This window comes from Roseibium suaedae, assembly GCF_900142725.1.
Taxonomy (GTDB): domain Bacteria; phylum Pseudomonadota; class Alphaproteobacteria; order Rhizobiales; family Stappiaceae; genus Roseibium; species Roseibium suaedae.
In genome coordinates this window covers 1,418,819-1,444,875 of sequence record NZ_FRBW01000001.1, presented here as the reverse complement: position 1 = coordinate 1,444,875, position 26,057 = coordinate 1,418,819, and the positions used below count along the sequence as shown (strand labels likewise).

Below are 26,057 nucleotides of genomic sequence, written 5' to 3'. Positions count from 1 at the left end.
GTCTCGGACAGCCGGCAATCAGCCGGGACCGGTTGATTGCCTGAAAGCTGATCGCTTCTAAAGGGTTGGAGCATGATCCGGCGTTCCAAGCGAACGCCAGATGCCCTTATGCGTTCTCTGCGCCTGTCAGGGCTTCATTGATACGCTGTTTCAGCACATTGCTGGGCTTGAAGACCATCACCCGGCGAGGGGAAATGGGCACTTCTTCACCGGTTTTGGGGTTCCGGCCGATGCGCTCCCCCTTGGAGCGGACGACGAAGGAGCCGAAGGAAGACAACTTGACCGATTCACCGGTCAGGAGGCATTCCGAAATTTCTGAAAGAACCCGCTCGACCAGTTCTGACGATTCCGTGCGCGACAGTCCGACTTTCTGATAGACCGCCTCGCAAAGATCAGCGCGCGTGATTGTCCTGTTGCCCATGACCACTCCTCGGCAATGCCAACGATCTGGCTGATTTTGCTACGAAACTTCCCAGTTGGGGCTACGGTATTGTGTCATGGCAAAACGGTCAACAGGAAGTCGGGGCTTTCGGAAAATTAACGCTTAGTCTTTTTGGGGGTGTTGACCCGCATCCAGAACCCGTTTTTCCCGTCCTGCGAGCGATCCCTGAACGGAAGAAGGATCCGGCCAAGCAAAAAGCCCAGCCTGCGCGAGCGGACCGGGCTTTGTGATCTTGAGCGATTTGGTCAGCAGGCCTGCTTACCAGCGCAGCAGCACCGAACCCCAGGTAAAGCCGCCGCCCATGGCCTCAAGCATGACGAGATCGCCGGCCTTCACCCGGCCATCCCGAACGGCCGTGTCGATGGCAAGCGGAATGGAGGCTGCAGAAGTGTTGCCGTGCAGATCCACGGTGGTCACGACCTTCTCGGGCGCAATGCCCAGCTTCTTGGCACTGGCATCGATGATGCGCTTGTTCGCCTGATGCGGAATGAACCAGTCGAGATCTTCCGCACTGAGCTTGGTTGCCTCGAATGCATCCTCGATCACGTCGGTGATCATGCCGACTGCGTGCTTGAAGACTTCCTTGCCTTCCATGCGCAAGTGCCCGGCGGTCTGGGTGGTCGAAGGACCACCATCGACATAGAGCTTTTCCTTGTGGCGGCCATCGGAGCGCAGATGCGCAGTCAGAATACCGCGATCTTCCACGGTGCCCTCGCCCTCACGGGCCTCCAGAACCACAGCGCCAGCGCCATCGCCAAAGAGAACGCAGGTCGTGCGGTCTTCCCAGTCGAGAATGCGGGAGAAGGTCTCGGCGCCAATGACGAGCGCTCGCTTGGCCAGGCCGCCCTTCAGATACATGTCAGCCGTGGTCAGCGCATAGACGAAGCCCGAGCAGACCGCCTGAATGTCGAAAGCGAAACCGTGATTGATGCCCAGGCGGTGCTGTACCTGAACGGCCGTTGCCGGGAAGGTGTTGTCCGGCGTCGCGGTCGCCAGGATGATCAGGTCGATGTCTTCGGCCTTGATGCCCGCATTGGCAAGAGCCGCTTCCGCTGCATTGAAAGCCAGATCGGAAGTGTATTCACCTTCCGCCGCCACATGGCGCTGACGGATACCGGTGCGCTGGACGATCCACTCATCCGAAGTGTCGACCTTCTTGGCCAGATCTTCATTGGTCAGACAGGTTGCCGGCAGGTAGCTGCCACTTCCCAGGACAGTCGAACGAATTACGCTCACTGATCACCTTCCGAATTCTTCGCGGCCCGGGCGATGCCCCCGCGGTGATAATGTACCAGATCATGAGCGATCTTCTGGGTCAGCTCGTTGCGGACCATGTCATAGGCCAGGTCGATCGCGGCGGCATAGCCTTCCGCGTCCGTCCCGCCATGGCTCTTGATCACGATGCCGTTGAGACCCAGGAACACCCCGCCATTGACCTTGCGCGGATCCATCTTTTCCCGCAGCCGGTCAAAGGCGCTCTTGGCAAAGAAGTAGCCGATCTTGGACATGAGCGTCCGGCTCATGGCCGCCCTGAGATAGCCGCCGATCTGCTTGGCCGTGCCTTCTGCGGTCTTGAGGGCAATATTGCCCGCAAAGCCTTCGGTCACGACCACATCGACAGCCCCCTGCCCGATGTCGTCGCCCTCGACGAAGCCGGAATAGGTCAGCGAGCTGAGCGGCACTTCGCGCATCAGGCGGCCGGCGGTGCGGACCTCTTCAAGGCCCTTCACTTCTTCAACGCCGATGTTGAGGAGGCCGACGGTCGGCTTTTCGATGCTGAACAGCGCACGGGCCATGGCCCCGCCGAGAATCGCAAAATCGATGAGCTGCTGGGCATCGGCACCAATGGTCGCCCCGACATCCAGAACGATGCTTTCGCCGCGCGTGGTCGGCCAGATCGCGGCAATGGCCGGGCGCTCGATGTTGGCCATGGTCCGCAGGCAGAACTTGGACATGGCCATCAGGGCGCCGGTGTTGCCGGCAGAGACTGCGACAGCCGCCTCTTCGGTCTTCACCGCCTCGATCGCGCGCCACATGCTCGAGCGCCAGCGGCCCTGACGCAGCGCCTGGCTCGGCTTTGCATCCATGGCGACGGACACGTCGCAGTGATGGAACGTGGAGGCTTCCTTGACCCGGGGATAGCGGTCCAGAATCGGCAGGACCACTTTCTCGTTGCCATAAATCAGGAAGCGGATATCCGGATGACGCACAAGCGCGACCTCTGCGCCCGGAATAACCACTTCCGGACCATGGTCGCCGCCCATTGCATCAAGGGAAATTGGAATGGTTTTCGCCATCTAAAGGTCTTCAAGATGAGCCACGGGGCGGACGCGGACAGGACCTCACGGGGAGATCCAGGTGCCGATCTGCGGCCCGGGCACGTCCTGACGGCACAAGGCTGCCAGGACCGATTAAACAGGGGGCGAACATAACGGTTTCCAGCCCGGAGACAACCGTTTTCAATCTTCGCCTGTTTGATTTAGCTGTCTTCCTCGCCTTTCAGCTTGGCAAGCGCAGCAAAGGGAGAAGGCTTTTCTTCCGCCGTCTCGCCTTCGTCTCCGGCGTCCTCGACGACATCGTCAAACTCGGCTCCCGGCTTGCGTGGGAACGGATCAATATTGAGCGCAAGCTGCTCGCAGATGAGAGCCCCGAGGTCGAGAACTCCGTCGATCATGACGTCCGGCGGATCTATGCCTTCCAGGTCGATTTCGATCTCGCCATCATCGTTGAGATCCTTTGGGCGGCGGGGGCGCGTGGACACCGGCTCGAAGGTGCGGTCAATCTCGTCGGTGAGGCGCTGCACGAAGGGCTCAAGGGTGACGACGCAGATCTGACGCACATCCGCAACCAGGGTACCAGCCACCCGGACACCATCCTTGCGCCAGGGCTTCAGCACCAGATCCGCCGTCAGGCTTTCGATTCCATCCACGTCATAGGCCTTGGCAATCCGCGCCAGTTCGGCCTCGTCCGGAACTACCTTCACAGGCTTCACCTGATCGCCGAGACGGTCGCCATTGACCTTGTAGGAATAGGGATAAGAGGCTTTTGCCATGGGCTCAGTTTGTCTCCGTGTTTTTTGGGCTCAGGGCACCTGGTCCCGGCGCGAAGTCTGCAGCGTCCGGGAACCGGATCTGTGCAGACAGGATCGCCTTCAGGTCCTGATCCTTCAATGCGGCATGGGCCGCGAGCATATAGTCGGCAAGGCCGCGCGCTCCGGCGGGCGCGTCCTCATCTGGAAAGATATTACGGGAAATCGCCTCGCAAAGGGCCAGTGCATCCCCTTGTTCAAGCGCCGGCACATAGACATCGGCCCGACCATAGAAGGCCTCGCCCATGGTCTTGATCTTTTTCGGCACCCGCTGATCTGCCACGCCCTGCTCGCGCAAGGTCGCGTCGAGGTCCGAAAAAAACAGGTCGAAGACATATTGCGAGAACTCGGAAGTCTCCTTGTCCTGACCGCGCAGGCGCGAGAACAGCAGCACCGCATGGGCGACAATCATGTCGAAACGGCCGTCCAGAGTGTCCGGAACACCAAAGCTTGTGTAGAACTCCGGCTGCCGCGCTTGCGCCACGATCGCGCAATAGACCTCGTGCTCGGCGGTGCGAGTCTTACGGCGAAACAGCCCAAAAAGCATTCCGGTCTCCGGTTTTGAGGCCCCCTCCCGCATTGCCCTTCTGTGGCAGGCATTGCAGGATTGGGCCAGACGAGTATTGCCATGTGCCCTATCGCACGATAGGGACTTTGCCAAGGAACGATCTACGTCAACCGCTCATTGTCACAGGCTACGGCACCAGCACCCAACTGCAGAAGCAGAAAGCGGCGTGAACCGGAGCCCCACAGGAAGATAAGCATGAACATCAAGGCGCACGCCGTCCTCATACCGCTTCTTGTCAGCCTCCCGCTTGCCGGATGCTTCACGCAGACCTACACGCATGGAAGCGTTATTTCCAACGACATGCTGTCTCAGGTGCAGGTTGGCTCCTCCAAGGAACAGGTCGAACTGGTTCTGGGCTCCCCCTCGACCACGTCCAGCATGAACGGTGACGCCTATTATTACATCTCGCAAAAAACCTCCACGACGGCCTTTTTCGCGCCCGACATTGTCGAGCAGCGTGTGGTCGCGGTCTATTTCGATGATGATGGCTACGTCAAGGATCTGGCCAACTACGGCATTCAGGACGGCAAGGTGTTCGACTTCCTGGGCCGCAAGACCCGTACCGGCGGTTCGGACTATGGCTTCCTGACCCAGATCCTGCGCGGCGCCGCGAACCCGAGCCTCGGCCTCTAAGCCAGCCAGCTCACCTGCCCAGACCGATTTCGAAAGCCGGAGCCATGCTCCGGCTTTTTTTCTTTTCATGCACCACCGCCCCACCCTCAGACGTCACCCCGGCCGCAGGCGCAGCCGGAGAGCCGGGCCCCACTCGTTTGCAGAGTTCGCGATGCAAGAACGGGACTTAGCGCCAGACCTGCCACGCTTTTCAGACCGAAGAAAGCAACAGCCGGATACCACTTTTTCCCGAGCAAACTCCGCGAGTAGGCCCCGGCTCGCGCTGCGCTCGGCCGGGGTGACGGCCTGTGAGCGAATTACCTTATGAATGACCGCAAGCTTGCCCCGGCTTTTTCTTTTCCGGCACCACCGCCCCATCTTCAGACGTCACCCCGGCCGCAGGCGAAGCCGGAGAGCCGGGGCCCACTCATTCCCAGAGCTCACGGTGCAAGAGCGGGACTTAGCTCCAGACCTGCCACGCCTTTCAGACCGAAGAAAGCCACAGCCGGATACCACTTTTTCCCGAGCAAACTCCGCGAGTAGGCCCCGGCTCGCGCTGCGCTTGGCCGGGGTGACGGACTGCGAGCGAGTTGCCTCACAAATGGTCCTAGCTCACTCCAGCCTTTTCTCGTCTGACATGGACACCCCACGCACAGACGTCACCCCGGCCGCAGGCGGAGCCGGAGAGCCGGGGCCCACTCATTCCCAGAGATCGTGGTTCAAGAGCGAAGTGAGGGCTTGAAGACGTCTGGCCCGATAAGAATGGCCGGAGCATTGCTGCCCCGGCCAACTTGCCTCTTCCCTTCCCTCAGTGCGCCAGAACGGCCAGGAGCAGAAGGGCGACGATGTTGGTGATCTTGATCATCGGGTTCACCGCGGGCCCAGCCGTGTCCTTGTAGGGGTCACCGACCGTGTCACCTGTGACGGAGGCCTTATGTGCCTCCGAACCCTTGTGATGGGTGACGCCATCCTTGTCGGTGAAGCCGTCCTCGAAGGACTTCTTGGCGTTGTCCCAGGCGCCGCCACCGGCGGTCATGGAGATTGCCACGAAAAGCCCGGTCACAATCACGCCGAGAAGCATGGCCCCGAGTGCGGCAAAGGCATCGGACGGTGTTGCCACGGCCTTGACGACAAAGAAGACCACCAGCGGCGAGAGCACTGGCAGAAGCGAGGGGATGATCATTTCCCGGATCGCGGCCTTGGTCAGCATGTCCACTGCCCGGCCATAGTCCGGCCGCTCGGTGCCCGCCATGATGCCCGGCTTTTCCCGGAACTGGCGGCGGACTTCCTCCACCACCGCGCCGGCTGCCCTGCCCACGGCGGTCATCGAGATGCCGCCGAAGAGATAGGGCAGCAACCCGCCGAACAGAAGCCCGGCCACCACATAGGGGTTGGAGAGACTGAACAGCGTGTCGACGTTGATGCCGAAGAAGATCGACCCGGCTTCCGCCTTGGAGGAAAAGAACTTCAGATCCTCCGTATAGGCAGCAAAGAGCACCAGGGCCCCAAGCCCTGCCGAGCCGATGGCATAGCCCTTGGTGACCGCCTTGGTGGTGTTGCCGACCGCATCGAGCGCATCGGTCGTGGTGCGCACTTCGGCAGGCAGGTCCGCCATTTCAGCGATGCCGCCCGCATTGTCCGTGACCGGCCCGAAGGCATCGAGAGCCACGACCATGCCCGCAAGCGCCAGCATGGTGGTCACCGCAATGGCAATGCCGAAGAGACCGGCGAGGCTATAGGCCACCAGAATGCCCGCGATGATAATCAGCGCGGGCAAAGCCGTTGCCTCCAGCGAGACCGCCAGCCCCTGGATCACGTTGGTGCCATGTCCCGTGACCGATGCCTGGGCGATGGAGCGCACGGGGCGATAATCCGTGCCCGTGTAATATTCCGTCACCCAGATGATCAGCCCCGTGACGACCAGACCGACGATGCCGCAGGAGAAGATGTCCATGGCGGTGAAGGTCAGTCCGCCAGAGGTGGTGAAGGATGCCCCGGCCCCGAGCCACAGGAACACGACGCCTGCCAGAGCCACAGCGGACAGCACGGCTGTCGCGATGAAGCCCTTGTAGAGCGCGCCCATGATCGAGTTGTTTGCCCCGAGCTTGACGAAGAACGTGCCCGCGATGGACGTCACCACACAGACCGCCCCGATCACCATCGGTAGCAGCATCAAGGTCACGGCCTCAGGCCCGCTGAAGAAGATGGAGGCAAGCACCATGGTGGCAACGATCGTCACCGCATAAGTCTCGAACAGATCCGCAGCCATCCCTGCACAGTCGCCGACATTGTCGCCGACGTTGTCGGCAATCGTCGCCGGATTGCGCGGATCATCCTCCGGAATACCGGCTTCGACCTTGCCGACGAGATCCCCGCCGACATCCGCCCCCTTTGTAAAGATACCGCCGCCCAGACGGGCAAAGATGGAGATGAGCGATGCTCCGAAGCCAAGGGCGACGAGCGCATCAATGACGGCACGGTCGGTCGGGTTGTAGCCCATGACGCCGGTCAGCAAGGTGAAATAGACCGCGACCCCGAGAAGGGCGAGACCGGCCACCAGAAGCCCCGTGACCGCTCCGGAGCGGAAGGCGATTTCAAGGCCCGCTGCCAGGCTTTTGCTGGCGGCCTGGGCCGTGCGCACATTGGCGCGGACGGAAACCATCATGCCGATGAACCCGGCAGCCCCCGACAGGACCGCCCCGATCAGGAAGCCGACAGCCGCCGTTGCGGACAAGAGCCACCAGGCCAGCACGAAGACGAGAGCGCCGACGATGGCGATGGTGGTGTATTGACGGGTCAGATAGGCCTGCGCCCCCTCCTGGATCGCCCCGGCGATCTCACGCATGCGGACAGTGCCCGCATCAGCCGCCATGACGGAACGGACGGCCCAGGCGCCATATGCAATGGACAACAGGCCGCAGACGATGATCACGAATAACTCGCTCATGGTTCCTCCCAGATATGTGGCGAGTCCGTGTCTGATCTATCTTTTGTGCGTTGGTATCATTCCTGTGACCCGCCCCGGGACGGCTCCGGATGCACCGGATCGTCCTCACAGCGCCACGATAGCAGCAACATGGCGGCAATCGTCAAGTTCTTGTCTCGATAAAACAAATCTTCTCCTTACGTAAATTGAAGCTGCAACGCAGCATTTACTTCGCAGAAGCGCCCTTGTTTAGGTAAGCATTACTGACTTTTACGTTCATGAGACACGAGCCAGGCAAGTAGGCAAAGGCTCAGGATCACGAAGGGGAACACGATCCAATTCACGGTTGTCCAGCCGAAGTTTTCCAGCAGCTGACCGGACGAAAAGGAGGCGGCGGCCACAAAGCCGAAGACCAGAAAGTCGTTGGTGGCCTGGACCATGTTGCGCTCTTCCGGACGGTAGGTGTCGGTCAGCATGGCCGTCGCACCGATGAAGCCGAAGTTCCAGCCAAGGCCCAGAAGGATCAGCGCCCCCCAGAAATGGGCCAGTTCCACACCCATGAGGGCAACGGTGGCGCAGGCCGCCAGAAGCGCCAGCCCGGTTGCCACCACCCGCTCTTTTCCAAAGCGGGCAATCAGGTTGCCGGTGAAAAAGCTCGGCCCGAACATGGCCAGCACATGCCATTGAATGCCGAGCGCCGCATCATTGGCCTCGAATCCGCAGCCGATCATGGCCAGCGGGGTGGCCGTCATCACCAGGCTCATCAGCGCGTAGGACGTGATGCCGCAAGCTGCCGCCACGATAAAGCGCGGCTGAGCCATGATCTCGCGCATCGGGCGCCCGCCACCGCTCTGGCTGACCGCAGCCGGACGGGGGATCTTCAGAAAGAGCACAAGGCAAAGGGCGATCAGCGCCAGGCCCGCCTGCGCGACATAGGTGCCTGCGAAGAGGAAGGGCGGCAGCGATTCCTTGGTCAGGATGACCGTTTGCGGGCCGACAACCCCAGCCAGAACCCCGCCGGCCATGACCCAGGAAATTGCCTTGGGCTTGAAGGCGTCGCTGGCAGTGTCCGCAGCGGCAAAGCGGTATTGCTGGGCAAAAGCCCCGGCAAATCCGCTGCCGGCACAGGCAAGGGAGAACAGCCAGAATGCGCCGATAAGGACCGAATAGGCCGCAAGCAACGCAGAAGCACAGGCCCAGATACTGGCCCCGGCGAAACCGGTCCGGCGGCCATAACGGCGCATGATCAGACCGGCCGGCAAGGTGCCGATGGCCGTGCCCAGAACCATTGCCGAAACCGGCACCGTCGCCAGATGCTTGTCCGCCCCCAGCATCGCCGCCCCGACAAGGGAGGCAGAAGCAATGACGATGGAGGCCGAAGCACCGCCGATCGCCTGCGCAAAGGCCAGAAGCAGCGCATTGCGCCGGGCAAGGCGGTCATTCACGGGAAAGGAATGGGCAGCTTGGTTCATGGAAGGATCCGGCAAGACTCGGCAGCATGGGCTGCAGAAGAAGGGAAGAAAACCTGTCTACACGAGCCCGCCCGCTCAGGACAGGCCGGATTGCCAGAGAGGTCCTTTCACTTGGAAAGTCCCCTCACCCTAGCCCTCTCCCAGAGGGAGAGGGGACCGGCTCAGGCGTGAGGCGGGGCGGTGGTCCAACTGGGCTGCTAACAACCCGCTTAACCTCCTCAGTCCAACTCTCCATATCCCCAAAACCTCTCCTCCGGAAACCTCTCCCAAGAATGGGAGAGGTCGGCGCGAAGCGACGGGTGAGGGTTGGATGCTCAGAAGTAGTGAAAGCTGAAATCAGGGAGATACTACTCCCTCACCCTATCCCTCTCTCTTAGGGAGAGGGGACCGGCTCAGGCGTGAGGCGGGGCGGTGGCCCAACAAGGTTGCTCCCAATTAACGCCCCCACCTCAGACCAAGCCCCTCCGCATTCCCGACACCTCTCCCCCGGCTACCTCTCCCAAGCATGGGAGAGGTCGGCGCGCAGCGGCGGGTGAGGGTTGACCTTCGAGCCTAGCAGACACTAGATTGCAATTTTAAATTGTATATCAGCATAAAACCACCATGACCAAACTCAGCTTTGCGCGCAAGCTTCGGCAGAACGGAACGGATGCGGAAAGACGTTTGTGGCACCATCTGCGGAACAGAAACCTGAATGGCTGGAAGTTCCGGCGACAGGTGCCCATCGGCCTATTCGTGGCCGATTTCATGTGTAAGGAAGCCCGTTTGATCGTCGAAATCGACGGCAGCCAGCATGCGGATGATTTGGCTCGGGATGGAGCACGCACAGCTCACTTAAACGAACTGGGCTATTCGGTCATCCGTTTCTGGAATGCAGACGTTCTGACCGCGACTGACGCTGTCCTCGAAACCATTCTGGCGGAGTTGAACCGGAAGACGGGTATTGAGAGGTAAATTCACCATCGGGATAATTCCCTCACCCTAGCCCTCTCCCAGAGGGAGAGGGAACCGGCTCAGACGTGCGGAGATGCACCAGCCCGAAAAAACCGTTCCCAATCAACGCCCTCATCTCAAATCCAGCCCCTCCGCATTCCCAAAACCTCTCCTCCGGACACCTCTCCCAAGAATGGGAGAGGTCGGCGCGAAGCGGCGGGTGAGGGTTGGGCGTCAGAAGTGACGGAACCCGGGGATTGTTTCGAGGTCGAGCGGTTGATCGTTTCGCATGAGAGAGATTGCCCCCTCGCCTTCGCATGCCACGCCGATGCAGGTGACCGGGCAGCCTGAGGACAGCGCAGCCGCCTCGAAGGCTGCCGTTTGTTCAGGCGGGACCAGGGAAAGGATCTCGTAGTCATCCCCGCCGCTTAAAGCCGAAAGGAAGAGATCGGGAGCGGATCCTTGAAGCACCTGCATGGGTGCAGACAGGGGCACCTTGTCCAGGTCGATGGTCAGGGACAGGCTTGAGGCCTTGGCCATGTGGGCCGCATCGGCCAGAAGCCCGTCAGAGACATCCATCGCGGCGCTCGCATGAAGACGTATGGTCCCGGCCAGCCGGACCCTTGGCTGAGGCAGGAGATAGCGTGTCAGAAGATGCTGGATGCCAGCCTCGTCCAGACCATGGCGGGAAAGAAGCCCCGGATCCAGCCGCTCCTTCAAACCGGCCGCCGCATCGCCGATGGTGCCGGTCACATAGAGAAGATCGCCTGCCTGCCCGCCGGAACGGCGGACAGCCGTTCCCTCGGGCACTTCACCAATCGCGGTGATGGAAAGCTGCAGGGACTGGCCGCTGCGGATCGTATCGCCGCCGATCAGGGCCACGTCAAAGGCCGCCTGATCGCCACTGAGGCCGGAAGCGAAACGTTCCAGCCAGGAGGCGGACCAGTCATCCGGCAGACCGAGCCCCAGGAGATAGGCGCAGGGGCGCGCGCCCTTGGCCGCAAGATCCGACAGATTGACCCGCAGCGCCTTGGCCGCAATCGCTTCCGGCGGATCGCCCGCAAAGAAATGCACGTCCGCCGCCAGCATGTCCTTGGTCAGAACCAGTTCCATGCCGGGGGCGGGCTTGAAGACGGTCGCGTCGTCGGTCAGCCCGAGGCTGCCCGGGTCCGTCGCCAGGGGCGCAAAATAGCGCCGGATCAGCTCGAACTCATGCGGCCGGTCTGCGGCCATGCTTATGCCTCGCCGGAAGCGGCATCCCCATCCGCGCCGACCGTGCTGTCTTCATCGATCTCAGCGGGCGGCGGCGGGGTGAATTCGGCATTGCGCAGATCATGGGCAAGACGGTCGAGAACACCGTTGACCAGTCCCGGTTCGTCATCCTCGTAGAACGCCTTGGCGACGTCGATATATTCGGAGATGATCACGCGGGCAGGCACATCCCGGCGGCGCAGCAGCTCGAAGGCACCCGAACGCAGGATCGCGCGCAGCAGGCTGTCGATGCGCTTCAGCGGCCAGCCTTCCATCAGCGCCGTGTGGATGAAAGGGTCGATCAGGCGCTGGTCGGCGACCACACCCTTCACGATATCCTTGAACCACTGCTCATCCGCATCACGGTACTGGGCACCGTCCAGCTCCTTGCCGAGACGGAAAGCGGTAAACTCGCTGATGACCGTGCTCAGCGGAACTTCGCCCACATCCATCTGGTAGAGCGCCTGCACCGCGCCAAGACGGGCCGCGCCGCGCTTGTTCGCAGGACGCGGGCCATTGTTGTTCGCCTGATTGGTCTTTTCAGCCTTCTCGGACATATCCATTACACTCCGAGGCGGTCGCGCAGCTTGATCATGGCCAATGCCGCTTCGGCTGCTGCGCCGCCCTTGTTCTTTTCGCTTACCCGGGCACGCGCCCAGGCCTGATCGCTGTTTTCGACAGTCAGGATGCCGTTGCCGAGCGCGAGATCCGCATCGACAACCAGATCCATGATCACCCGGGCAGATTCGTTTGCCACGATGTCATAATGAGAAGTTTCGCCGCGGATCACGCAGCCGAGCAGAACGAAGCCATCATAGAACTCGCCCTCGTCGCTTTCCATGGACGTCAGCACCATGGAAAGGGCAGCCGGGATTTCCAGAACGCCCGGAACGGAAATCCGGTCATAGCTGGCGCCCGCGGCCTCAAGAGCCTTCTGCGCCCCTTCGACCAGGGCGTCGGCGATGTCTTCGTAAAAACGGGCCTCAATGATGAGGAGCTTCGGGGCTGCGGTCATGGCGTCGTTCTCTCGTCTTTAGGGCGGCGAGAGGAACCACGCCAGCCGGGATTTGTCCACCCTGTATTCCCCATTCCCTTGCGGAACTGGGGAGAACATAAAGCATCGCGCGCTCTGAAGAACGCCCTAAGATGCGTCGGTATTCTAGAACCGATCCGTTTGCAGTCCATCAACCGTTACCGGCCGGGACCCGCAAATCTCTCTGGTGGTAAACGCGGATCACGGTCGCCCGCGCCCTGCTCGTGCACTCAGTTACGCCTCGCGGGGAAATTCCGCAAGCCGCGCGGCATACCGCGCCATCATGTCAACTTCAAGATTCACCTTGTCGCCAACCTTGCGCTGCGACCAGGTGGTCACTTCAAGCGTATGGGGAATGAGGAAAACGGAGAAGAGAAGCCCGTCGGCCTCATTCACGGTCAGGGACGTGCCATCCAGCGTGACCGATCCCTTCTTGGCAATGAAGGGGGCGCAGGCCAGAGGGGCCTCGAACTGGAAATAGACCGAATCCGGGTGGTCTTCCCGCTTGGTGATGGTCGCAAGACCGTCCACATGACCCAGAACCAGATGACCTCCGAGCTCCGCCCCGAGGGTCAGGGAGCGCTCCAGATTGATCTTCTGCCCCACCGCCCAGGTGGAGACATTGGTGATTGCCAGCGTCTCGGCGGCCGATTCCACTTCAAACCAGTTGCCGTTGGACGAATTGGCCTTGGCCGTCACCGTGTGGCAGACCCCGGCACAGGCGATGGAGGCGCCGATGTCGAACCCGTCCGTGTCATAAACCGTGCGGATCCGGGTGCGCAGGCCCGCAGGAACCTGTTCCACCGAGAGGATCTCACCAAGGTCAGTCACAATACCCGTAAACATGTCAGGCTCCTCGCCGGCGCAGAATTTCGATACGGTCGCCGCCAAGCGAACCGATATGGCAGACCCCATAATTGGGGTTGGCGTGAACCTCATCAAGGCTCAATCCGGCAAAGGGCGGAATGCCCCCCTGCCCCACATTGATGTTACCGGTCACGAGCGAGAAGACATCCACCACGCCGGACTGCCAGAAGGAGGCGGCGACGGATGCCCCGCCCTCGACCATCAGCCGGGTAATGCCCCTGACGCCAAGCGCCCGCAGCGCCGTCATCGGATCGACCCGGCCTACGGGCGCAGGCACCTTGATCACCAGAACCCCTGCTTCGCTCAGCTCCGCCAGACGATCCCGGTCCGCGTCATTGCCACAGATCAGCCAGACCGGAACATCAGCCGCCGTGCGCACCAGTTTGGAGGTGAGCGGCAGACGGGCATCCGTGTCCAAAATAACCCGAACCGGCGAACGGCCGGAAAGCCCCGGAAGGCGGCAGGTCAACTCAGGGTCATCGGCAAGTGCCGTACCGATTCCGACGAGAATGGCATCGTGATTGGCCCGCATGCCATGGACGAAATCACCGGCTTCCGGACCGGAAATGCGGACCTGGCCATCACCCTCACGGCCAATGAAGCCGTCGAGCGACATGGCCATCTTGAGGGAAACCATCGGGCGCTGATCGGTAATCCGCCGGATGAACCCGCTTTGAAGATCCCGGCAGGCGGTTTCCTCGACACCGGTGACCACCTCGATGCCGGCCTCCTTGAGCATGGCAACACCGCGGCCGGACACCCGCGGATTGGGGTCAAGACAGCCGATCACCACACGGGCAACACCAGCGGCGATCAACGCGTTGGCGCAGGGTGGCGTGCGGCCATGGTGGGAACAGGGCTCCAGGGTGACATAGCAGGTCGCCCCGCGCGCCTTTTCGCCAGCCTGCCTCAGGGCATTGACCTCCGCATGGGCAGAGCCTGGACGGGAGGTCACACCGCGGCCGACCAGGATGGGCGTGCCATCCTCCGCTTGCCCCACCACCAGGGCGCCGACGGACGGGTTCGGCCAGACCCGGCCCAGCCCCCGGCGGGCCAGCGCGACGGCGGCCTGCATGAAGCGGCTGTCCTGACGGGTCCTGGCGGCTGAAGGCTTAGGGGCTGTCATGTCACCGGAGAGTTCAGAAGAGAGAATGAGGCTCACGCCCTCGGAAGAGGCTGGCCGTCCGGTCCGCTCAATTCATCGAGCAGAGCTTCGAAGTCCTTGGCCTCGCGGAAATTCTTGTAGACGGAAGCAAAGCGCACATAGGCAACGTCATCGATGCCCTTCAGGCCTTCCATGACGTGATTGCCAATGGTTTCCGCCGTGATGTCGTTTTCGCCGAGGCTTTCCAGCTGGCGGACAATGCCGCTCACCATGCGCTCGATCCGCTCCGGCTCCACCGGTCGCTTGCGCACGGCGATCTGAACGGAGCGCATCAGCTTGTCCCGGTCGAAGGGAACGCGGCGCCCGGAGCGCTTGACCACCATGAGCTCGCGCAGCTGCACCCGCTCGAAGGTGGTGAACCGGCCGGCGCAGGTGTTGCACACCCTGCGCCGGCGGATTGCCGTGTTGTCTTCGGTCGGACGGGAGTCCTTCACCTGGGTTTCATCGCCGCCGCAATAAGGACACCGCATTCAGGTCTCTCCGTTCAACACACCCTTGTTCAGGGTCTTTCGGTTCAGGCTGGCGGTTCAGGCCGGGTAGATCGGGAACCGTGCCGTCAGGGCTTCAACCTTGGCCTTCACAGCAGCTTCCACGGCTGCGTTGCCTTCTTCCGAATTGGCTGCCCGCAGACCATCCAGAACTTCGGTGATCAGCAGACCGATCTCGCGGAATTCGGCAACGCCGAAGCCACGGGTCGTGCCGGCCGGGGTGCCGAGACGGATGCCGGAAGTCACGAACGGCTTTTCCGGGTCGAACGGGATGCCGTTCTTGTTGCAGGTGATGTTCGCGCGGCCAAGGGACTTTTCCGCCACCTTGCCGGTTGCGTTCTTCGGGCGAAGGTCGACCAGCATCAGATGGTTGTCCGTGCCGCCGGACACAATGTCCAGACCCTGGGACTTGAGCGTTTCGGCCAGCGCCTTGGCATTGGCAGTCACGGCCTGTGCATAGGCCTTGAATTCCGGCTGCAGCGCTTCCTTGAAGGCAACGGCCTTGGCCGCGATGACATGCATCAGCGGGCCGCCCTGAAGACCCGGGAACACAGCGGAATTGATCTTCTTGGCGATGTCTTCATCGTTGGTGAGGATCAGGCCGCCGCGCGGGCCGCGCAGGGACTTGTGAGTAGTGGAGGTGACCACATGGGCATGGGGCACCGGCGACGGGTGTTCACCGCCAGCAACCAGACCGGCAATGTGAGCCATGTCGACCATCAGGTAGGCGCCAACGCTGTCGGCGATCTCGCGGAACTTCTTCCAGTCCCAGATGCGGGAATAGGCGGTGCCACCGGCCAGAATCAGCTTCGGCTTGTGTTCCTTCGCCAGACGCTCGATCTCTTCCATGTCGAGCAGGTGGTCTTCCTTGCGAACGCCGTAGGACACGACGTTGAACCACTTGCCGGACATGTTGACCGGAGAGCCGTGGGTCAGGTGACCACCGGAGTTCAGGTCGAGACCCATGAAGGTGTCGCCCGGCTGCAGCAGGGCCAGGAACACGGCCTGGTTCATCTGGCTGCCCGAGTTCGGCTGAACATTGGCAAAGGCGCAGCCGAAGAGCTGCTTGGCGCGCTCGATGGCCAGCGTTTCGACCACATCGGCATATTCGCAGCCGCCGTAGTAGCGCTTGCCCGGATAGCCTTCGGCATACTTGTTGGTGAAGATGGAGCCCTGAGCTTCCAGAACCGCGCGGGAAACGATGTTTTCCGAAGCGATCAGTTCGATCTCATGCTGCTGACGGTGCAACTCGTTGCCGATCGCGCCGAAGATATCGGCATCGGTGTCCGCCAGGTTGCGGTTAAAGAAATCGTGGAGGAATGACTGGCTGGCTGCGCTATCAGACAGGGACATCGTAGCTTCCTTTTCAACTTGGCTCGCCGGAGTGTCACGCGCTTGAAACAGCGCAGTGACCCTCGAACACTTTTGGATCGCCCGGCAGGTTCTGGCCGGTCGACACGGTCTGGATCCGTCGGCGAGGGACGTAGCATAGTGCTGCCCCGGAACCAAGTAGTCCCTTGCGGTTTATGGTCACAAAACGGGCATATCTAGCCTGCGGAATTGTCACGGCTACAAGACCTGCCAGCCAGGCGGCAAGTCAAACAGGACCGGACTCCCCCACCAAAAGGCAGAAAGGCCGTCTCAGCCCTGCAGCTGTTCCAGGCGGCGCTGAAGCTTGCGTATGGCAAGGGTCTGGAGATCGGCCTGGGAAGCGGTAGATGGCCCCATGATGGAGACCTCCACGCCTGTCGTGGCATCAACAGCGGTCACCTTCACCTGACGTCCGATCGGGTGAAACTCGATATAGACTTCCGACTTGCCAGACTGCGTCGACATCTGTGGTCCAGATCCCTGAAACATCCATACTGCATCCGCCACCAAACCTTCCCGCCTGCATTCAGGGCAAGCGCGACTCGGCAGCCTTCGCAGCTTCAAAACGTAAAAAAGCCACGCCCGCCCCTGACTGGCAAGGGCGGGCGTGGCGAAAGCTTGAACAGGTTGTGAAAAGCCCCTGCCCTGGCCCCGTCTCAGGCGCTTTTGATCACAGACGAGCCTGAACCGCGGATGCGCCCTGATCCGGAACATCGCCGAACACGCCATCCCGGTTATAGATGTCATCGCGGAAGTTCACGACGCCATCGGAATTGGCCCATGCGGTGATGTAGGTCAGATAGAGCGGGATCTGGGTCTTCAGCTTCACGTCTTCACGGGTGCCGACGCGGATGACGTCATCGACCTTGGAGCGGTTCCAGTCTGGCGTGGTCGATTCCAGCAGCCAGGTCACCAGTTCGCGGACGTTCTGAACGCGCACGCAGCCGGACGAGTGGAAGCGGTAATCGCTGCCGAACAGGGTCTTGGACGGCGTGTCGTGCAGATACACCTGGTGGGTGTTGTGGAAGTTGATGCGGACCGAACCCAGGGAGTTTTCTTCGCCCGGCTCCTGGGTGAAGCGGTACTGGGTCGCTTCATCCGTGTTCCAGTCGATGTCCTGCCAGTTCAGCTCATTGCCCTTCCAGTCGAAGATACGGATCTTGTTCTTCGCCAGGTACTGCGGATCCTGCTTCATCTTCGGGATCAGATCCTTGCGGATGATGGAGACCGGAACCGTCCAGTAGGGATTGAAGTTCAGCTCATAGATCTTGCTGTTCAGGATCGGCGTCTGGCGGTCGATCTTGCCCACAACCGCCGTGTGGCGCGACCGCACGCGGCCGTTTTCGACAGCCTCGATCTCGGCAGCCGGGATGTTCACCATCACATAGCGGTCGCCCAGGAAGCCGGACATGGCGCGCAGACGCACCAGATTGGTTTCCAGCTGGCGCAGGCGCACATCTGCCGGAATGTTCAGCGCGGTCAGCGTGCCCTCGCCCAGAACACCGTCCGGCAGCAGGCCGTGGCGCATCTGGAAGCGGCGCAGGCCACCATCCACATAGGAATCGAACGTGTCGGACATGCCGGCGGTCTGCTCCAGATCACCGGAAGCCATCAGGCGGTGGCGCAGCTCGACAACGCGGCCGTCACGGGCACCGATGCGCAGCTTGTTCTTGCCGTCGCCGGAGACAGTGCCCCAGCCACCGTTCTGAACGATGCGCGAATACTGATCGATGGCAGCAGCAATATGGTCGGCGGTCTCGGGCGACAGGGTCGGCGACGAGGACTGCATGGCCTGAAGGCTCTGCATGGTCTGGTCGAACTTGTCTTCCCATTCCACCCGCTGCTTGTACTGGCGAAGCGCCTCAAGCGGCGTCTGTGCCATGGAGGGCGATGCGGCAGCCAGCGCGGCGAGCGCAACGGCACCAGCCAGAAGCGTGCGTCCCTTCAGGAACAGGGCAAGCGGAGACAAGGCGGCTTTGACACTCTTCACAGACTTCCCGGCCGGAAGGAGAGCGTTCAACGTCGGCATCGAAACAATCATTGCGCACATCACCAATCAATTAGACGGGGCCAGAGGCGGCCCCGGAAACCTTCTACCACCAAGGTCATTAATATTTTGGCGGCAGACAAGGCTGTTTGGCCCGTCCGCATTCTGCATGGTCAGGCCCTGATACTCAGTCCATACACATCCAGCCGGACGATTGTGACGTTCTGGCCCGGATGTCTCTGACGCAGCGGCACTGCCCCCTTCGGCCAGCCAGTCACGCAGAATAAGGCATTGTAAGCCATCCCATTGTGTCCAGATCATGTCGCAGTGCCGCAAATCCTAACGGCACCCGAAAGGAAAGCCGACTCGCTGTTTTCCAGGGCTTCGGTGTGTTGATGCTGCCACATTGTCGGAGATGCGGAGCCCAGACATGCGAACGCCGCCCCGGTTGGCCGGGACGGCGTTTCTCATCTGGATCTGCCGCTGAAAATCAGAGACGGTAAAGGATCTGGTCGGTCCAGAAACGCTCCAGCCGGCGCAGCGAACGGTTCAGGGTCACGAAATCGTCTGCCCCGATTTCCCCGACCTGCTCAACCGACAGCATGTGACGCTCATAAAGATCATTGACGATCTGAGCGACGTCGCGACCCTTCTCCGTCAGGCTGACACGAACCGAACGGCGGTCCATGCGCGAACGCTGATGGTGAATGTAACCGGTCTCGACCAGCTTCTTCAGATTGTAGGACACGTTCGAGCCCAGGTAGTAACCACGGGTCCGCAGCTCGCCGGCCGTCAGTTCCGAGTCGCCGATGTTGAACAGAAGCAGTGCCTGCACACTGTTCACGTCGGACCGGCCCATACGGTCGAACTCATCCTTGATAACGTCAAGAAGACGTCTGTGAAGTCTTTCTACAAGCGTCAAAGCTTCAAGATAAAGCGGCTTGATTTCCGCTTCATTCTCTACTTGTGACACTGCATCGACTGCCCTTGTTGCGGTGATCATTTGTTTGCGCCTCTTTTGCCTGTTCTGTAGGTGGATATTTTTCCCACCTTGAGATCGACACTACCGGAGCGTTTCTAAGAACCGCTTAAGAGACACACTGAATCAACGGTAAATTGCTTCCGGACAATTTGGGATCGCCCGGAAACTATTGATTTACGATGTTCCGCGCAGGTACTTCACGATGCCCGAGAAATCCACGCCGCGCCCGCCTGAGTTGCAGAAAAGCGCATAAAGGGCAGCCGCCTGCGCCCCCAGCGGAGTGGCAGCTCCAGCGGAACTTGCAGCCTCCTGGGCCAGTTTCAGATCCTTGAGCATCATCTCCGCGGCAAAGCCCGGCTGATAGTCCCGGTTGGCCGGAGAGGACGGCAAGGGTCCGGGAACCGGGCAATAGGATGTCAGGGACCAGCACTGGCCGGATGCGGTGGAGGAAATATCGAACAGCTTCTGCGCGTCGAGGCCCAGCTTTTCCGCCAGAACGAAGGCTTCACTGACGCCGATCATCGAGATGCCGAGGATCATGTTGTTGCAGATCTTGGCTGCCTGTCCCGTGCCTGCATCGCCCGTGTGAACGATGGTCTTGCCCATCACGTCCAGATAAGGCTTTGCCTTGCCGAATGCCTCCTCAGGACCGCCGACCATGAAGGTCAGCGTGCCGGCTGCAGCGCCGCCAACACCGCCGGAAACCGGCGCATCGACCATGGGCATTCCCTTGGCGCTGGCCGCTTCCGCGACAGCGCGGGCGCTGTCGACGTCGATGGTGGAACTGTCGATCATCAAGGTGCCGGGACGGGCCGCCTCCAGAATACCGCCCTCCCCCATGTAGACCTTGCGCACATGGGCGCCTGCCGGAAGCATGGTGACGATCACATCGCTGGACGCTGCAAGCTCCTGGACCGAGGCCGCCCGCTTGCCGCCGGCTGCTTCAAGCGCGGAAAGGGCCGCTTCCGAAAGATCAAATCCGGAGACTATGTGCCCGGCCTTGACCAGATTGGCCGCCATCGGGCCACCCATGTTTCCAAGACCGATAAATCCGATAGTGCTCGCCATGTCAGTTCCTCCCGATGGCACTCAAGACACGCCGTCCCCTCCCGGGACGTATACATTAAGGCTCAAAAGCCCTTGAAAAGGGATTTTGATGGTTAGCAAACCTTTCCAGCAGCATCCCAATCTGGCCCAGCGCACGACCGGATGACATGTTGGGAGGGGTTTGCCAGTGTCCCAATCGGTAACGCGGACCGGATCGGGACACTTTTTTCTGCTGCATTTTTTTAATGGCCTGGCCGATTCCTCACCGGCCGAGACGTCTCTTTTCCCGTCATTTGGAGAAATGCACCCGGAAATCGCACCCCAAGCCCTTCGCCTGCATGGAAAGACAAGCTGGACGTCAGGTCTTCCGGTTTTCCCGTTCCATCAGATAGACGATCAGGAGATAGATCCCGATCGTAAGCAGATAGAAGGCGATCTCGTAGGGACGGCGGCCGAAGACGTCGGAAAACAGCGAGTGCATGACGATCTGGCTGATTGCCCGGAACAGCCACATCACGGTACCCCAGGAGACCGCCAGCCAGAGGCCCGTTGCCGCCACAAGGTCGAGAACCGCAAAGAAGACGGTTGCCGCCTGCCATTCCACCGGCATGTCCCAGAACCACTGGCCGCGCCAGGGCACCATGCCCACGATCCGCGCCCAGTGAATCACGCCGCCACCGATCAGCAGGATGGCCATGGCCCTCAGATACCAGACCAGAATCGTGCTCCAGGGCGGACGGGTCTTAACGATATCCTCGAAACTGGTAATCATGGCCGATATCCGGTCCCTGTTCTTGGGGTGCTGGAAAGCACTCAGGAGAGCGCCAAGTCTCCCCCTTCAGGCTCTTGGAAATACGACGCAATCTCTGCGCTGTCCACCTGATCAAGCTGTGCCGGCTTCCAGTCCGGTGCATGATCCTTGTCGACCAGCACTGCCCGCACCCCTTCAAAGAAGTCATGTCCCTGAAGGATCCGGCTGACAATCCGGTACTCCATGCGCATGTTGGCATTGAAGTCGAGGCTGGCGCCACGGCGCACCTGCTCCAGGGCCAGATGCACGCTGGTCGGAGACTTGGCACGGATATCTGCCGCCGTCTTTTGCGCCCATTCGCCTTCCGCCGCATCCAGACGACTCATGATTTCGGCAACTGTCGGCGCGCAGAACACACTTTCAATCAGGTCAGCATGGGTCATGAGGTCGGAGGCTCCCGGGTCCTGATGGAAGGCCGCGAGCAGCGCGTCTACATCTCCGGCAGTCTCGAGCGCCTTGGCGAGCTCCGCTATCTTCTCGCGCGGCACCGCATGAGTCAGGATGCCGGCGGCCAGACAGTCTGCCTGCTTCAGGCGGCCGGCGCTGAGCGCACAATAGGTTCCGACGAACTGCGGCAGGCGCGGCAGGAAATAGCCGCCGCCCACATCCGGGAAGAAACCGATGCCTGTTTCCGGCATGGCAAAGAGTGTGAATTCGGATCCGACCCGATACCGCCCATGGACGGACAAGCCCACGCCGCCGCCCATGACAATGCCGTCGATCAGGGAGACATAGGGCTTGGAATAGGCCTTGATCCGGGCATTCAGCACATATTCGTCACCGAAGAAGTCGGCCAGTCCCGGTTCTCCGGCCTTCTTCATCTCATAGACCTTGCGGATGTCGCCGCCGGCGCAAAAGGCCTTCTCTCCTGCACCGGTGATGACCACGTGGCGGATGCTGTCATCCTTCTCCCATTCATCCAGCTTGGCGGCCATGGCCTTGACCATCGGGTGATTGAGCGCATTGAGCGCCTTCGGACGATTGAGAATGATGAAGCCTGCAGCCCCACGCTGCTCAAACAAAATCTCGTCGGTCAAACCGGCATTCCTCCAACTGGCGCCTCTCCCGGGCGCAGGTGACAATGGACCGGATGAGATCCGGTGAAGATTGATCGCACCCCTCTCCTCCGTCATCCTCGGGCTTGACCCGAGGATCTGCAAGCCATTGACTTGTTTAGGTCCTCGGCTCAAGGCCGAGGATGACGGTGGAGAGGTGGCAGCTTTGTAAGCGGTCTGGGAAGCTTACGCCTCATCAGAAGGAGTGGCATCCTCCTCCCCCCTCTCCCCTCTCACCCGCGCAAGAGCTGGCGGGCGATGATGAGGCGCATGATCTCGTTGGTGCCTTCCAGGATCTGATGCACGCGGACATCGCGCAGGAACCGCTCGACCGGATAGTCGCGCAGATAGCCGTAACCCCCGTGAAGCTGCAGCGCCTCATTGACCACCTTGAAACCCGTGTCCGTCGCCAGCCGCTTTGCCATGGCCGCCATCATGGTGGCATCCGGTGCCTTGGCATCCACCAGACTGGCAGCCTTATGCAGGAGAAGCCTTGCAGCCTCCAGCTCTGTCGCCATGTCTGCCAGCCGGAATTGCAGCGCCTGGAATTCCGCCAGCGCCTTGCCAAACTGCTTGCGCTCCTTGAGATAGGCCGTTGCCCGCTCAAGACAGGTCTGCGCCGCGCCAAGGGAACAGGCACCGATGTTGAGACGTCCGCCGTCGAGCCCCTTCATGGCGATCTTGAAGCCGTCGCCCTCATTCCCCAGCCGGTTGGCCTTTGGCACGCGGCAGTCCTCGAAATTCACTTGCGCGGTTGGCTGGCTCTTCCAGCCGAGCTTCACCTCCTGAGCGCCGAAGCTCAGACCCGGCGTGTCCTTGTCGATGACCAGACAGGAAATACCCTCCGGTCCACTGCCGCCGGTGCGCACCATGGTGACATAGACATCGCTGACACCGCCGCCGGAAATGAAGGCCTTGGAGCCGTTGACGATATAATGGTCGCCATCGTCCCTGGCAGACGTCCGGAGGCTGGCCGCATCCGAGCCAGAGCCGGGCTCGGTCAGGCAGTAACTGGCAAAGCGGTCCATTGTGCACAGATCCGGCAGATAGGACTGACGGGTCTCTTGCGAGCCGAAGCTGTCGATCATCCAGCTGGCCATGTTGTGAATCGAGATGAAGGCCGAGGTGGACGTGCAGCCCTTGGAAAGCTCTTCGAAGATGATCGCCGCATCCAGCCGGGTCAGCTGAGACCCGCCCACATCCTCGCGCACATAAATACCGCCGAAGCCAAGACTTGCAGCCTTGCGCAGGGTCTCGGCCGGAAAATGGCTCTTCTCGTCCCACTCCCGCGCATGGGGCTCCATTTCATCGCGGGCAAATGCCGCTGCCATGTCCTGGAACGCGCGCTGGTCCTCATTCAGGGAAAAATCCACGACTCATCCTCCCGACACCCCGGCGAAAGCCGGGGCAAAGCCTTGGTTTTCAATTGCAAATAGAGCTAGCGCGTTTTGACGTAAACGTCAATCAGAGCCATTTTCATCATATTTTCCTGTTGCATTACCGGGAGTTGGAGCGAAGGACCTGTCGTGATAGTGTCTCGCCGAATTCCAAAAGCCCGACGGCCTGTGACCAGCCCCTGGCAAGGCCGCCCTGACCACATCAGGAAAACCGAGACCCATGACGTCCTCTCACCGCACGCCGCCGTTTCCTTCCGCCCGTATGGACGAACTTCTTGCCGGAAGGCGCATGCGCCGCAACCGCCGCACGGATTGGTCCCGTCGGCTGGTGCGCGAGAGCACTCTGACCGTTGACGACCTGATCTGGCCGATCTTCATCGTCGACGGCACCGGCGTGCGTCAGCCTGTCCCCTCCATGCCGGGCGTCGAGCGCCTGTCGGTGGACGAAGCGGTCAAGGACGCCATCAAGGCGGAGAGCCTCGGCATTCCGGCGCTGGCCCTCTTTCCCTATACGGATCCGTCCCTGCGCGATGCCATGGGCAGCGAAGCCCTGAACCCGGACAATCTGATCTGCCGCGCCTGCCGGGCGATCAAGGCAGCCAAGCTGAACATCGGCCTCATCACCGACGTGGCGCTTGACCCCTATACCAGCCACGGCCACGACGGCATTCTGGAAGGTGAGCGGATCCTCAATGACGAGACCGTATCCCAGCTGGCCCTGCAGGCTCTGATCCAGGCTGAATCCGGCGCGGACATCATCGCCCCTTCGGACATGATGGACGGGCGCATCGGCGCGATCCGCACGGCGCTGGACGAAGGCGGGTTCCGCGATCACCAGATCATGGCCTATTCGGCCAAATATGCCTCTGCCTTCTATGGCCCGTTCCGGGATGCCGTCGGCACCAACGCCACCCTGATCGGTGACAAGCGCACCTATCAGATGGACTATGGCAACACCGACGAGGCGCTGCGCGAGACCGAACTCGACATTGCCGAGGGCGCAGACATGGTGATGGTGAAGCCGGGCATGCCCTATCTGGACATTGTCTGCCGCATCAAGGACACGTTCCGGGTGCCCACCTATGTCTATCAGGTGTCCGGTGAATACGCGATGATCTGCGCGGCCAGTGCCAATGGCTGGATCGACGGCCACAAGGCCATGGTCGAAAGCCTGATGGCCTTCAAGCGCGCCGGAGCGGACGGCATCCTCACCTATTTCGCCCCGCAGGTGGCCGAGATCCTGGCAGGAAAGAAGTGACCGGCACCCCGACCAGCGATCAGGCAAGCAGCATGGCCAGCTCCTTCTCGACTGATCCGGCGCAGATCACCCTGGAGCGGATCCAGGCGGCGGCAAATGTGCTGAAGGGCGCGATCCTAGAGACGCCCTGCCTTCCTGCACCGCGCTTGTCCGCCCTGACCGGTGCCGAGATCTTCGTCAAATACGAGAACATGCAGGTCACCGGCGCGTTCAAGGAACGTGGTGCCCTGGTCAAGCTGCTCAGCCTGACAGATGACGAACGCAAACGCGGCGTGATTGCGGTTTCAGCCGGAAACCACGCCCAGGGCGTTGCCTATCACGCCGGCCGTCTCGGCATTCCGGCGACCATCGTCATGCCCGCCATGACGCCGTTCGTAAAGATCGCCGCAACCCGCGGCTTTGGCGCAGAAGTGGTTCTGGCCGGAGACACCCTGGCCGAAGCCAAGGCGGAAGCCGACCGGCTGTCCGAGGAAAAGGGGCTCATCTGGGTCCACCCTTACGACGATGCCCATGTGATCGCAGGTCAGGGCACCATCGCCCTCGAGATGCTGGCCGCCCGGCCGGATCTCGACGTTCTGGTGGTTCCGGTCGGCGGTGGCGGCCTGATTGCCGGCATGGCCGTTGCGGCCAAGTCGATCAAGCCGGAGATCGAGGTCATCGGCGTCGAAACTGTGCTCTATCCGGGCATGTGGGGCGCCCTGAAAGGCAAGGATGTGCGCTGCGAGGGACCGACCATTGCGGAAGGCATTGCCGTGCGCGACATCGGCCTCCTGACCCAGGAAGTGGTCAAGCTCTGGGTTGACGACATCATCCTTGCCAAGGAAAGCACGCTGGAACAGGCGATCAACGCCTATCTGGTGCTGCAGCGGACCATCGCGGAAGGCGCAGGGGCTGCCGGGCTCGCCGGTCTGCTCACAGACCGGGAACGCTTTGCAGGCAAGCGCGTCGGCCTGGTTCTGTGCGGCGGCAACATCGACCCGCGCCTGCTCTCCTCCATCGTAATCCGGGAACTGGCCCGCGACGGCCGCCTTGTCTCCGTGAGAATCGACACGCCGGACCGTCCGGGCGTTCTCGGCGACATCACCACCGTGATCGGCCAGTTGCAGGGCAATGTGGTGGATGTGGCCCACCACCGCCTGTTCCTGAATGTTCCGGCCAAGGGCGCAACGCTCGACGTCACGTTCGAGGCCTTCGATGCCACGCATGGCGAGGAGATCGTCACGGCTCTGCGCTCAAGAGGCTATACGGTCCGCCGTCTGGATGTGGCCGAAGCCATCGACTGAGCCATTTGCAACATCAAGGCG

At 61.3% G+C, this 26,057-nt stretch carries 25 protein-coding genes; 4 read left to right on the top strand and 21 right to left on the bottom strand.

Going from position 1 to position 26,057, the window contains the following annotated elements; all coding sequences use genetic code 11:
* Window positions 1-106: 106 nt before the first annotated feature.
* The 5 genes from BUA94_RS06495 to BUA94_RS06475 all read right to left on the bottom strand — a co-directional run bounded on the left by BUA94_RS06495 (window position 107) and on the right by BUA94_RS06475 (window position 4,077).
* On the bottom strand, window positions 107-421 hold the full coding sequence (locus BUA94_RS06495; protein ID WP_073010282.1) for an integration host factor subunit alpha: 315 nt from the start codon (window positions 419-421) through the stop codon (window positions 107-109).
* A 279-nt stretch (window positions 422-700) separates the two neighbouring features.
* Entirely contained in the window at window positions 701-1,678 is a 978-nt protein-coding gene (locus BUA94_RS06490) for a beta-ketoacyl-ACP synthase III (RefSeq protein WP_073010280.1), read from the bottom strand.
* The gene (gene plsX, locus BUA94_RS06485; protein WP_073010278.1) at window positions 1,675-2,739 is read right to left on the bottom strand and encodes a phosphate acyltransferase PlsX; all 1,065 of its coding nucleotides are present in this window, start codon (window positions 2,737-2,739) and stop codon (window positions 1,675-1,677) included. The genes BUA94_RS06490 and plsX overlap by 4 nt, the downstream gene beginning before the upstream one ends.
* 182 nt (window positions 2,740-2,921) lie before the next feature.
* Window positions 2,922-3,494: a YceD family protein gene (locus BUA94_RS06480; protein WP_073010276.1), complete on the bottom strand. Its 573-nt coding sequence runs from the start codon at window positions 3,492-3,494 to the stop codon at window positions 2,922-2,924.
* Window positions 3,495-3,498: 4 nt separating this feature from the next.
* Window positions 3,499-4,077, bottom strand: coding sequence for a ubiquinol-cytochrome C chaperone family protein (locus tag BUA94_RS06475; protein ID WP_073010273.1), 579 nt, complete (start codon window positions 4,075-4,077; stop codon window positions 3,499-3,501).
* Window positions 4,078-4,293: 216 nt separating this feature from the next.
* Between BUA94_RS06475 and BUA94_RS06470 the strand changes: the two genes are divergently transcribed.
* The gene (locus BUA94_RS06470) at window positions 4,294-4,731 is read left to right on the top strand and encodes an outer membrane protein assembly factor BamE (protein WP_073010270.1); all 438 of its coding nucleotides are present in this window, start codon (window positions 4,294-4,296) and stop codon (window positions 4,729-4,731) included.
* 787 nt (window positions 4,732-5,518) lie between these two features.
* Here BUA94_RS06470 and BUA94_RS06465 read toward each other — a convergent pair.
* Window positions 5,519-7,657: a sodium-translocating pyrophosphatase gene (locus tag BUA94_RS06465; RefSeq protein WP_073010267.1), complete on the bottom strand. Its 2,139-nt coding sequence runs from the start codon at window positions 7,655-7,657 to the stop codon at window positions 5,519-5,521.
* Window positions 7,658-7,896: 239 nt separating this feature from the next.
* Window positions 7,897-9,108, bottom strand: a complete 1,212-nt coding sequence (locus BUA94_RS06460) for an MFS transporter (RefSeq protein WP_073010264.1) — start codon at window positions 9,106-9,108, stop codon at window positions 7,897-7,899.
* Between the two features lie 603 nt (window positions 9,109-9,711).
* On the opposite strand from BUA94_RS06460, the gene BUA94_RS06455 reads away from it, so the two are divergent.
* Complete coding sequence (locus BUA94_RS06455) at window positions 9,712-10,062, top strand: endonuclease domain-containing protein (RefSeq protein ID WP_073010262.1); 351 nt, start codon at window positions 9,712-9,714, stop codon at window positions 10,060-10,062.
* Window positions 10,063-10,275: 213 nt separating this feature from the next.
* Here the strand turns inward: BUA94_RS06455 and thiL are convergent, their stop codons facing one another.
* From thiL to BUA94_RS06385, 14 genes are all read right to left on the bottom strand, one after another.
* Entirely contained in the window at window positions 10,276-11,274 is a 999-nt protein-coding gene (thiL, locus tag BUA94_RS06450; protein WP_073010261.1) for a thiamine-phosphate kinase, read from the bottom strand.
* Window positions 11,275-11,276: 2 nt separating this feature from the next.
* Window positions 11,277-11,849, bottom strand: coding sequence for a transcription antitermination factor NusB (gene nusB, locus BUA94_RS06445; RefSeq protein WP_073011107.1), 573 nt, complete (start codon window positions 11,847-11,849; stop codon window positions 11,277-11,279).
* Between the two features lie 5 nt (window positions 11,850-11,854).
* The gene (gene ribH / locus BUA94_RS06440) at window positions 11,855-12,307 is read right to left on the bottom strand and encodes a 6,7-dimethyl-8-ribityllumazine synthase (protein ID WP_073010259.1); all 453 of its coding nucleotides are present in this window, start codon (window positions 12,305-12,307) and stop codon (window positions 11,855-11,857) included.
* Window positions 12,308-12,559: 252 nt separating this feature from the next.
* Window positions 12,560-13,171, bottom strand: coding sequence for a riboflavin synthase (locus BUA94_RS06435; protein WP_073010257.1), 612 nt, complete (start codon window positions 13,169-13,171; stop codon window positions 12,560-12,562).
* Between the two features lies 1 nt (window position 13,172).
* Complete coding sequence (gene ribD / locus BUA94_RS06430; protein WP_073011103.1) at window positions 13,173-14,318, bottom strand: bifunctional diaminohydroxyphosphoribosylaminopyrimidine deaminase/5-amino-6-(5-phosphoribosylamino)uracil reductase RibD; 1,146 nt, start codon at window positions 14,316-14,318, stop codon at window positions 13,173-13,175.
* 32 nt (window positions 14,319-14,350) lie between these two features.
* Window positions 14,351-14,827 carry a transcriptional regulator NrdR gene (nrdR, locus tag BUA94_RS06425; protein ID WP_073010255.1) on the bottom strand — a complete coding sequence of 159 codons (477 nt, stop codon included), beginning with the start codon at window positions 14,825-14,827 and terminating at the stop codon, window positions 14,351-14,353.
* Between the two features lie 57 nt (window positions 14,828-14,884).
* Window positions 14,885-16,198 (bottom strand): serine hydroxymethyltransferase, encoded by a 1,314-nt coding sequence (glyA, locus tag BUA94_RS06420; RefSeq protein WP_073010253.1) that lies wholly within the window; start codon window positions 16,196-16,198, stop codon window positions 14,885-14,887.
* Between the two features lie 288 nt (window positions 16,199-16,486).
* A complete protein-coding gene (locus BUA94_RS06415; RefSeq protein WP_073010250.1) occupies window positions 16,487-16,681 on the bottom strand; it encodes a DUF6898 family protein in 195 nt (64 codons plus the stop codon).
* Between the two features lie 205 nt (window positions 16,682-16,886).
* A complete protein-coding gene (locus BUA94_RS06410) occupies window positions 16,887-18,206 on the bottom strand; it encodes a L,D-transpeptidase family protein (protein WP_408011909.1) in 1,320 nt (439 codons plus the stop codon).
* Between the two features lie 487 nt (window positions 18,207-18,693).
* Window positions 18,694-19,206: a transcriptional regulator LdtR gene (gene ldtR / locus BUA94_RS06405; RefSeq protein ID WP_073010248.1), complete on the bottom strand. Its 513-nt coding sequence runs from the start codon at window positions 19,204-19,206 to the stop codon at window positions 18,694-18,696.
* A 153-nt stretch (window positions 19,207-19,359) separates the two neighbouring features.
* Window positions 19,360-20,253, bottom strand: a complete 894-nt coding sequence (gene mmsB / locus BUA94_RS06400) for a 3-hydroxyisobutyrate dehydrogenase (protein ID WP_073010245.1) — start codon at window positions 20,251-20,253, stop codon at window positions 19,360-19,362.
* Between the two features lie 337 nt (window positions 20,254-20,590).
* The gene (locus BUA94_RS06395) at window positions 20,591-21,004 is read right to left on the bottom strand and encodes a DUF6163 family protein (protein ID WP_073010243.1); all 414 of its coding nucleotides are present in this window, start codon (window positions 21,002-21,004) and stop codon (window positions 20,591-20,593) included.
* A gap of 41 nt (window positions 21,005-21,045) precedes the next feature.
* A complete protein-coding gene (locus BUA94_RS06390; protein ID WP_073010240.1) occupies window positions 21,046-22,080 on the bottom strand; it encodes an enoyl-CoA hydratase/isomerase family protein in 1,035 nt (344 codons plus the stop codon).
* A gap of 251 nt (window positions 22,081-22,331) precedes the next feature.
* Window positions 22,332-23,471, bottom strand: a complete 1,140-nt coding sequence (locus BUA94_RS06385; RefSeq protein ID WP_073010237.1) for an isobutyryl-CoA dehydrogenase — start codon at window positions 23,469-23,471, stop codon at window positions 22,332-22,334.
* Between the two features lie 244 nt (window positions 23,472-23,715).
* On the opposite strand from BUA94_RS06385, the gene hemB reads away from it, so the two are divergent.
* Both hemB and BUA94_RS06375 read left to right on the top strand, forming a co-directional pair.
* Window positions 23,716-24,753 (top strand): porphobilinogen synthase, encoded by a 1,038-nt coding sequence (gene hemB, locus BUA94_RS06380; protein WP_073010234.1) that lies wholly within the window; start codon window positions 23,716-23,718, stop codon window positions 24,751-24,753.
* Window positions 24,754-24,785: 32 nt separating this feature from the next.
* Window positions 24,786-26,036 (top strand): threonine ammonia-lyase, encoded by a 1,251-nt coding sequence (locus BUA94_RS06375; RefSeq protein WP_073011097.1) that lies wholly within the window; start codon window positions 24,786-24,788, stop codon window positions 26,034-26,036.
* Window positions 26,037-26,057: the final 21 nt, after the last annotated feature.

What these genes read in the sequence shown, in the direction of transcription:
- BUA94_RS06495 (WP_073010282.1), bottom strand. Translation starts at nt 421, where the DNA reads ATGGGCAACAGGACAATCACGCGCGCTGATCTTTGCGAGGCGGTCTAT.
- plsX (WP_073010278.1), bottom strand. Translation starts at nt 2,739, where the DNA reads ATGGCGAAAACCATTCCAATTTCCCTTGATGCAATGGGCGGCGACCAT.
- BUA94_RS06480 (WP_073010276.1), bottom strand. Translation starts at nt 3,494, where the DNA reads ATGGCAAAAGCCTCTTATCCCTATTCCTACAAGGTCAATGGCGACCGT.
- BUA94_RS06475 (WP_073010273.1), bottom strand. Translation starts at nt 4,077, where the DNA reads ATGCTTTTTGGGCTGTTTCGCCGTAAGACTCGCACCGCCGAGCACGAG.
- BUA94_RS06470 (WP_073010270.1), top strand. Translation starts at nt 4,294, where the DNA reads ATGAACATCAAGGCGCACGCCGTCCTCATACCGCTTCTTGTCAGCCTC.
- BUA94_RS06465 (WP_073010267.1), bottom strand. Translation starts at nt 7,657, where the DNA reads ATGAGCGAGTTATTCGTGATCATCGTCTGCGGCCTGTTGTCCATTGCA.
- BUA94_RS06460 (WP_073010264.1), bottom strand. Translation starts at nt 9,108, where the DNA reads ATGAACCAAGCTGCCCATTCCTTTCCCGTGAATGACCGCCTTGCCCGG.
- BUA94_RS06455 (WP_073010262.1), top strand. Translation starts at nt 9,712, where the DNA reads ATGACCAAACTCAGCTTTGCGCGCAAGCTTCGGCAGAACGGAACGGAT.
- thiL (WP_073010261.1), bottom strand. Translation starts at nt 11,274, where the DNA reads ATGGCCGCAGACCGGCCGCATGAGTTCGAGCTGATCCGGCGCTATTTT.
- nusB (WP_073011107.1), bottom strand. Translation starts at nt 11,849, where the DNA reads ATGTCCGAGAAGGCTGAAAAGACCAATCAGGCGAACAACAATGGCCCG.
- ribH (WP_073010259.1), bottom strand. Translation starts at nt 12,307, where the DNA reads ATGACCGCAGCCCCGAAGCTCCTCATCATTGAGGCCCGTTTTTACGAA.
- BUA94_RS06435 (WP_073010257.1), bottom strand. Translation starts at nt 13,171, where the DNA reads ATGTTTACGGGTATTGTGACTGACCTTGGTGAGATCCTCTCGGTGGAA.
- ribD (WP_073011103.1), bottom strand. Translation starts at nt 14,318, where the DNA reads ATGACAGCCCCTAAGCCTTCAGCCGCCAGGACCCGTCAGGACAGCCGC.
- nrdR (WP_073010255.1), bottom strand. Translation starts at nt 14,827, where the DNA reads ATGCGGTGTCCTTATTGCGGCGGCGATGAAACCCAGGTGAAGGACTCC.
- glyA (WP_073010253.1), bottom strand. Translation starts at nt 16,198, where the DNA reads ATGTCCCTGTCTGATAGCGCAGCCAGCCAGTCATTCCTCCACGATTTC.
- BUA94_RS06415 (WP_073010250.1), bottom strand. Translation starts at nt 16,681, where the DNA reads ATGTCGACGCAGTCTGGCAAGTCGGAAGTCTATATCGAGTTTCACCCG.
- ldtR (WP_073010248.1), bottom strand. Translation starts at nt 19,206, where the DNA reads ATGATCACCGCAACAAGGGCAGTCGATGCAGTGTCACAAGTAGAGAAT.
- mmsB (WP_073010245.1), bottom strand. Translation starts at nt 20,253, where the DNA reads ATGGCGAGCACTATCGGATTTATCGGTCTTGGAAACATGGGTGGCCCG.
- BUA94_RS06395 (WP_073010243.1), bottom strand. Translation starts at nt 21,004, where the DNA reads ATGATTACCAGTTTCGAGGATATCGTTAAGACCCGTCCGCCCTGGAGC.
- hemB (WP_073010234.1), top strand. Translation starts at nt 23,716, where the DNA reads ATGACGTCCTCTCACCGCACGCCGCCGTTTCCTTCCGCCCGTATGGAC.
- BUA94_RS06375 (WP_073011097.1), top strand. Translation starts at nt 24,786, where the DNA reads ATGGCCAGCTCCTTCTCGACTGATCCGGCGCAGATCACCCTGGAGCGG.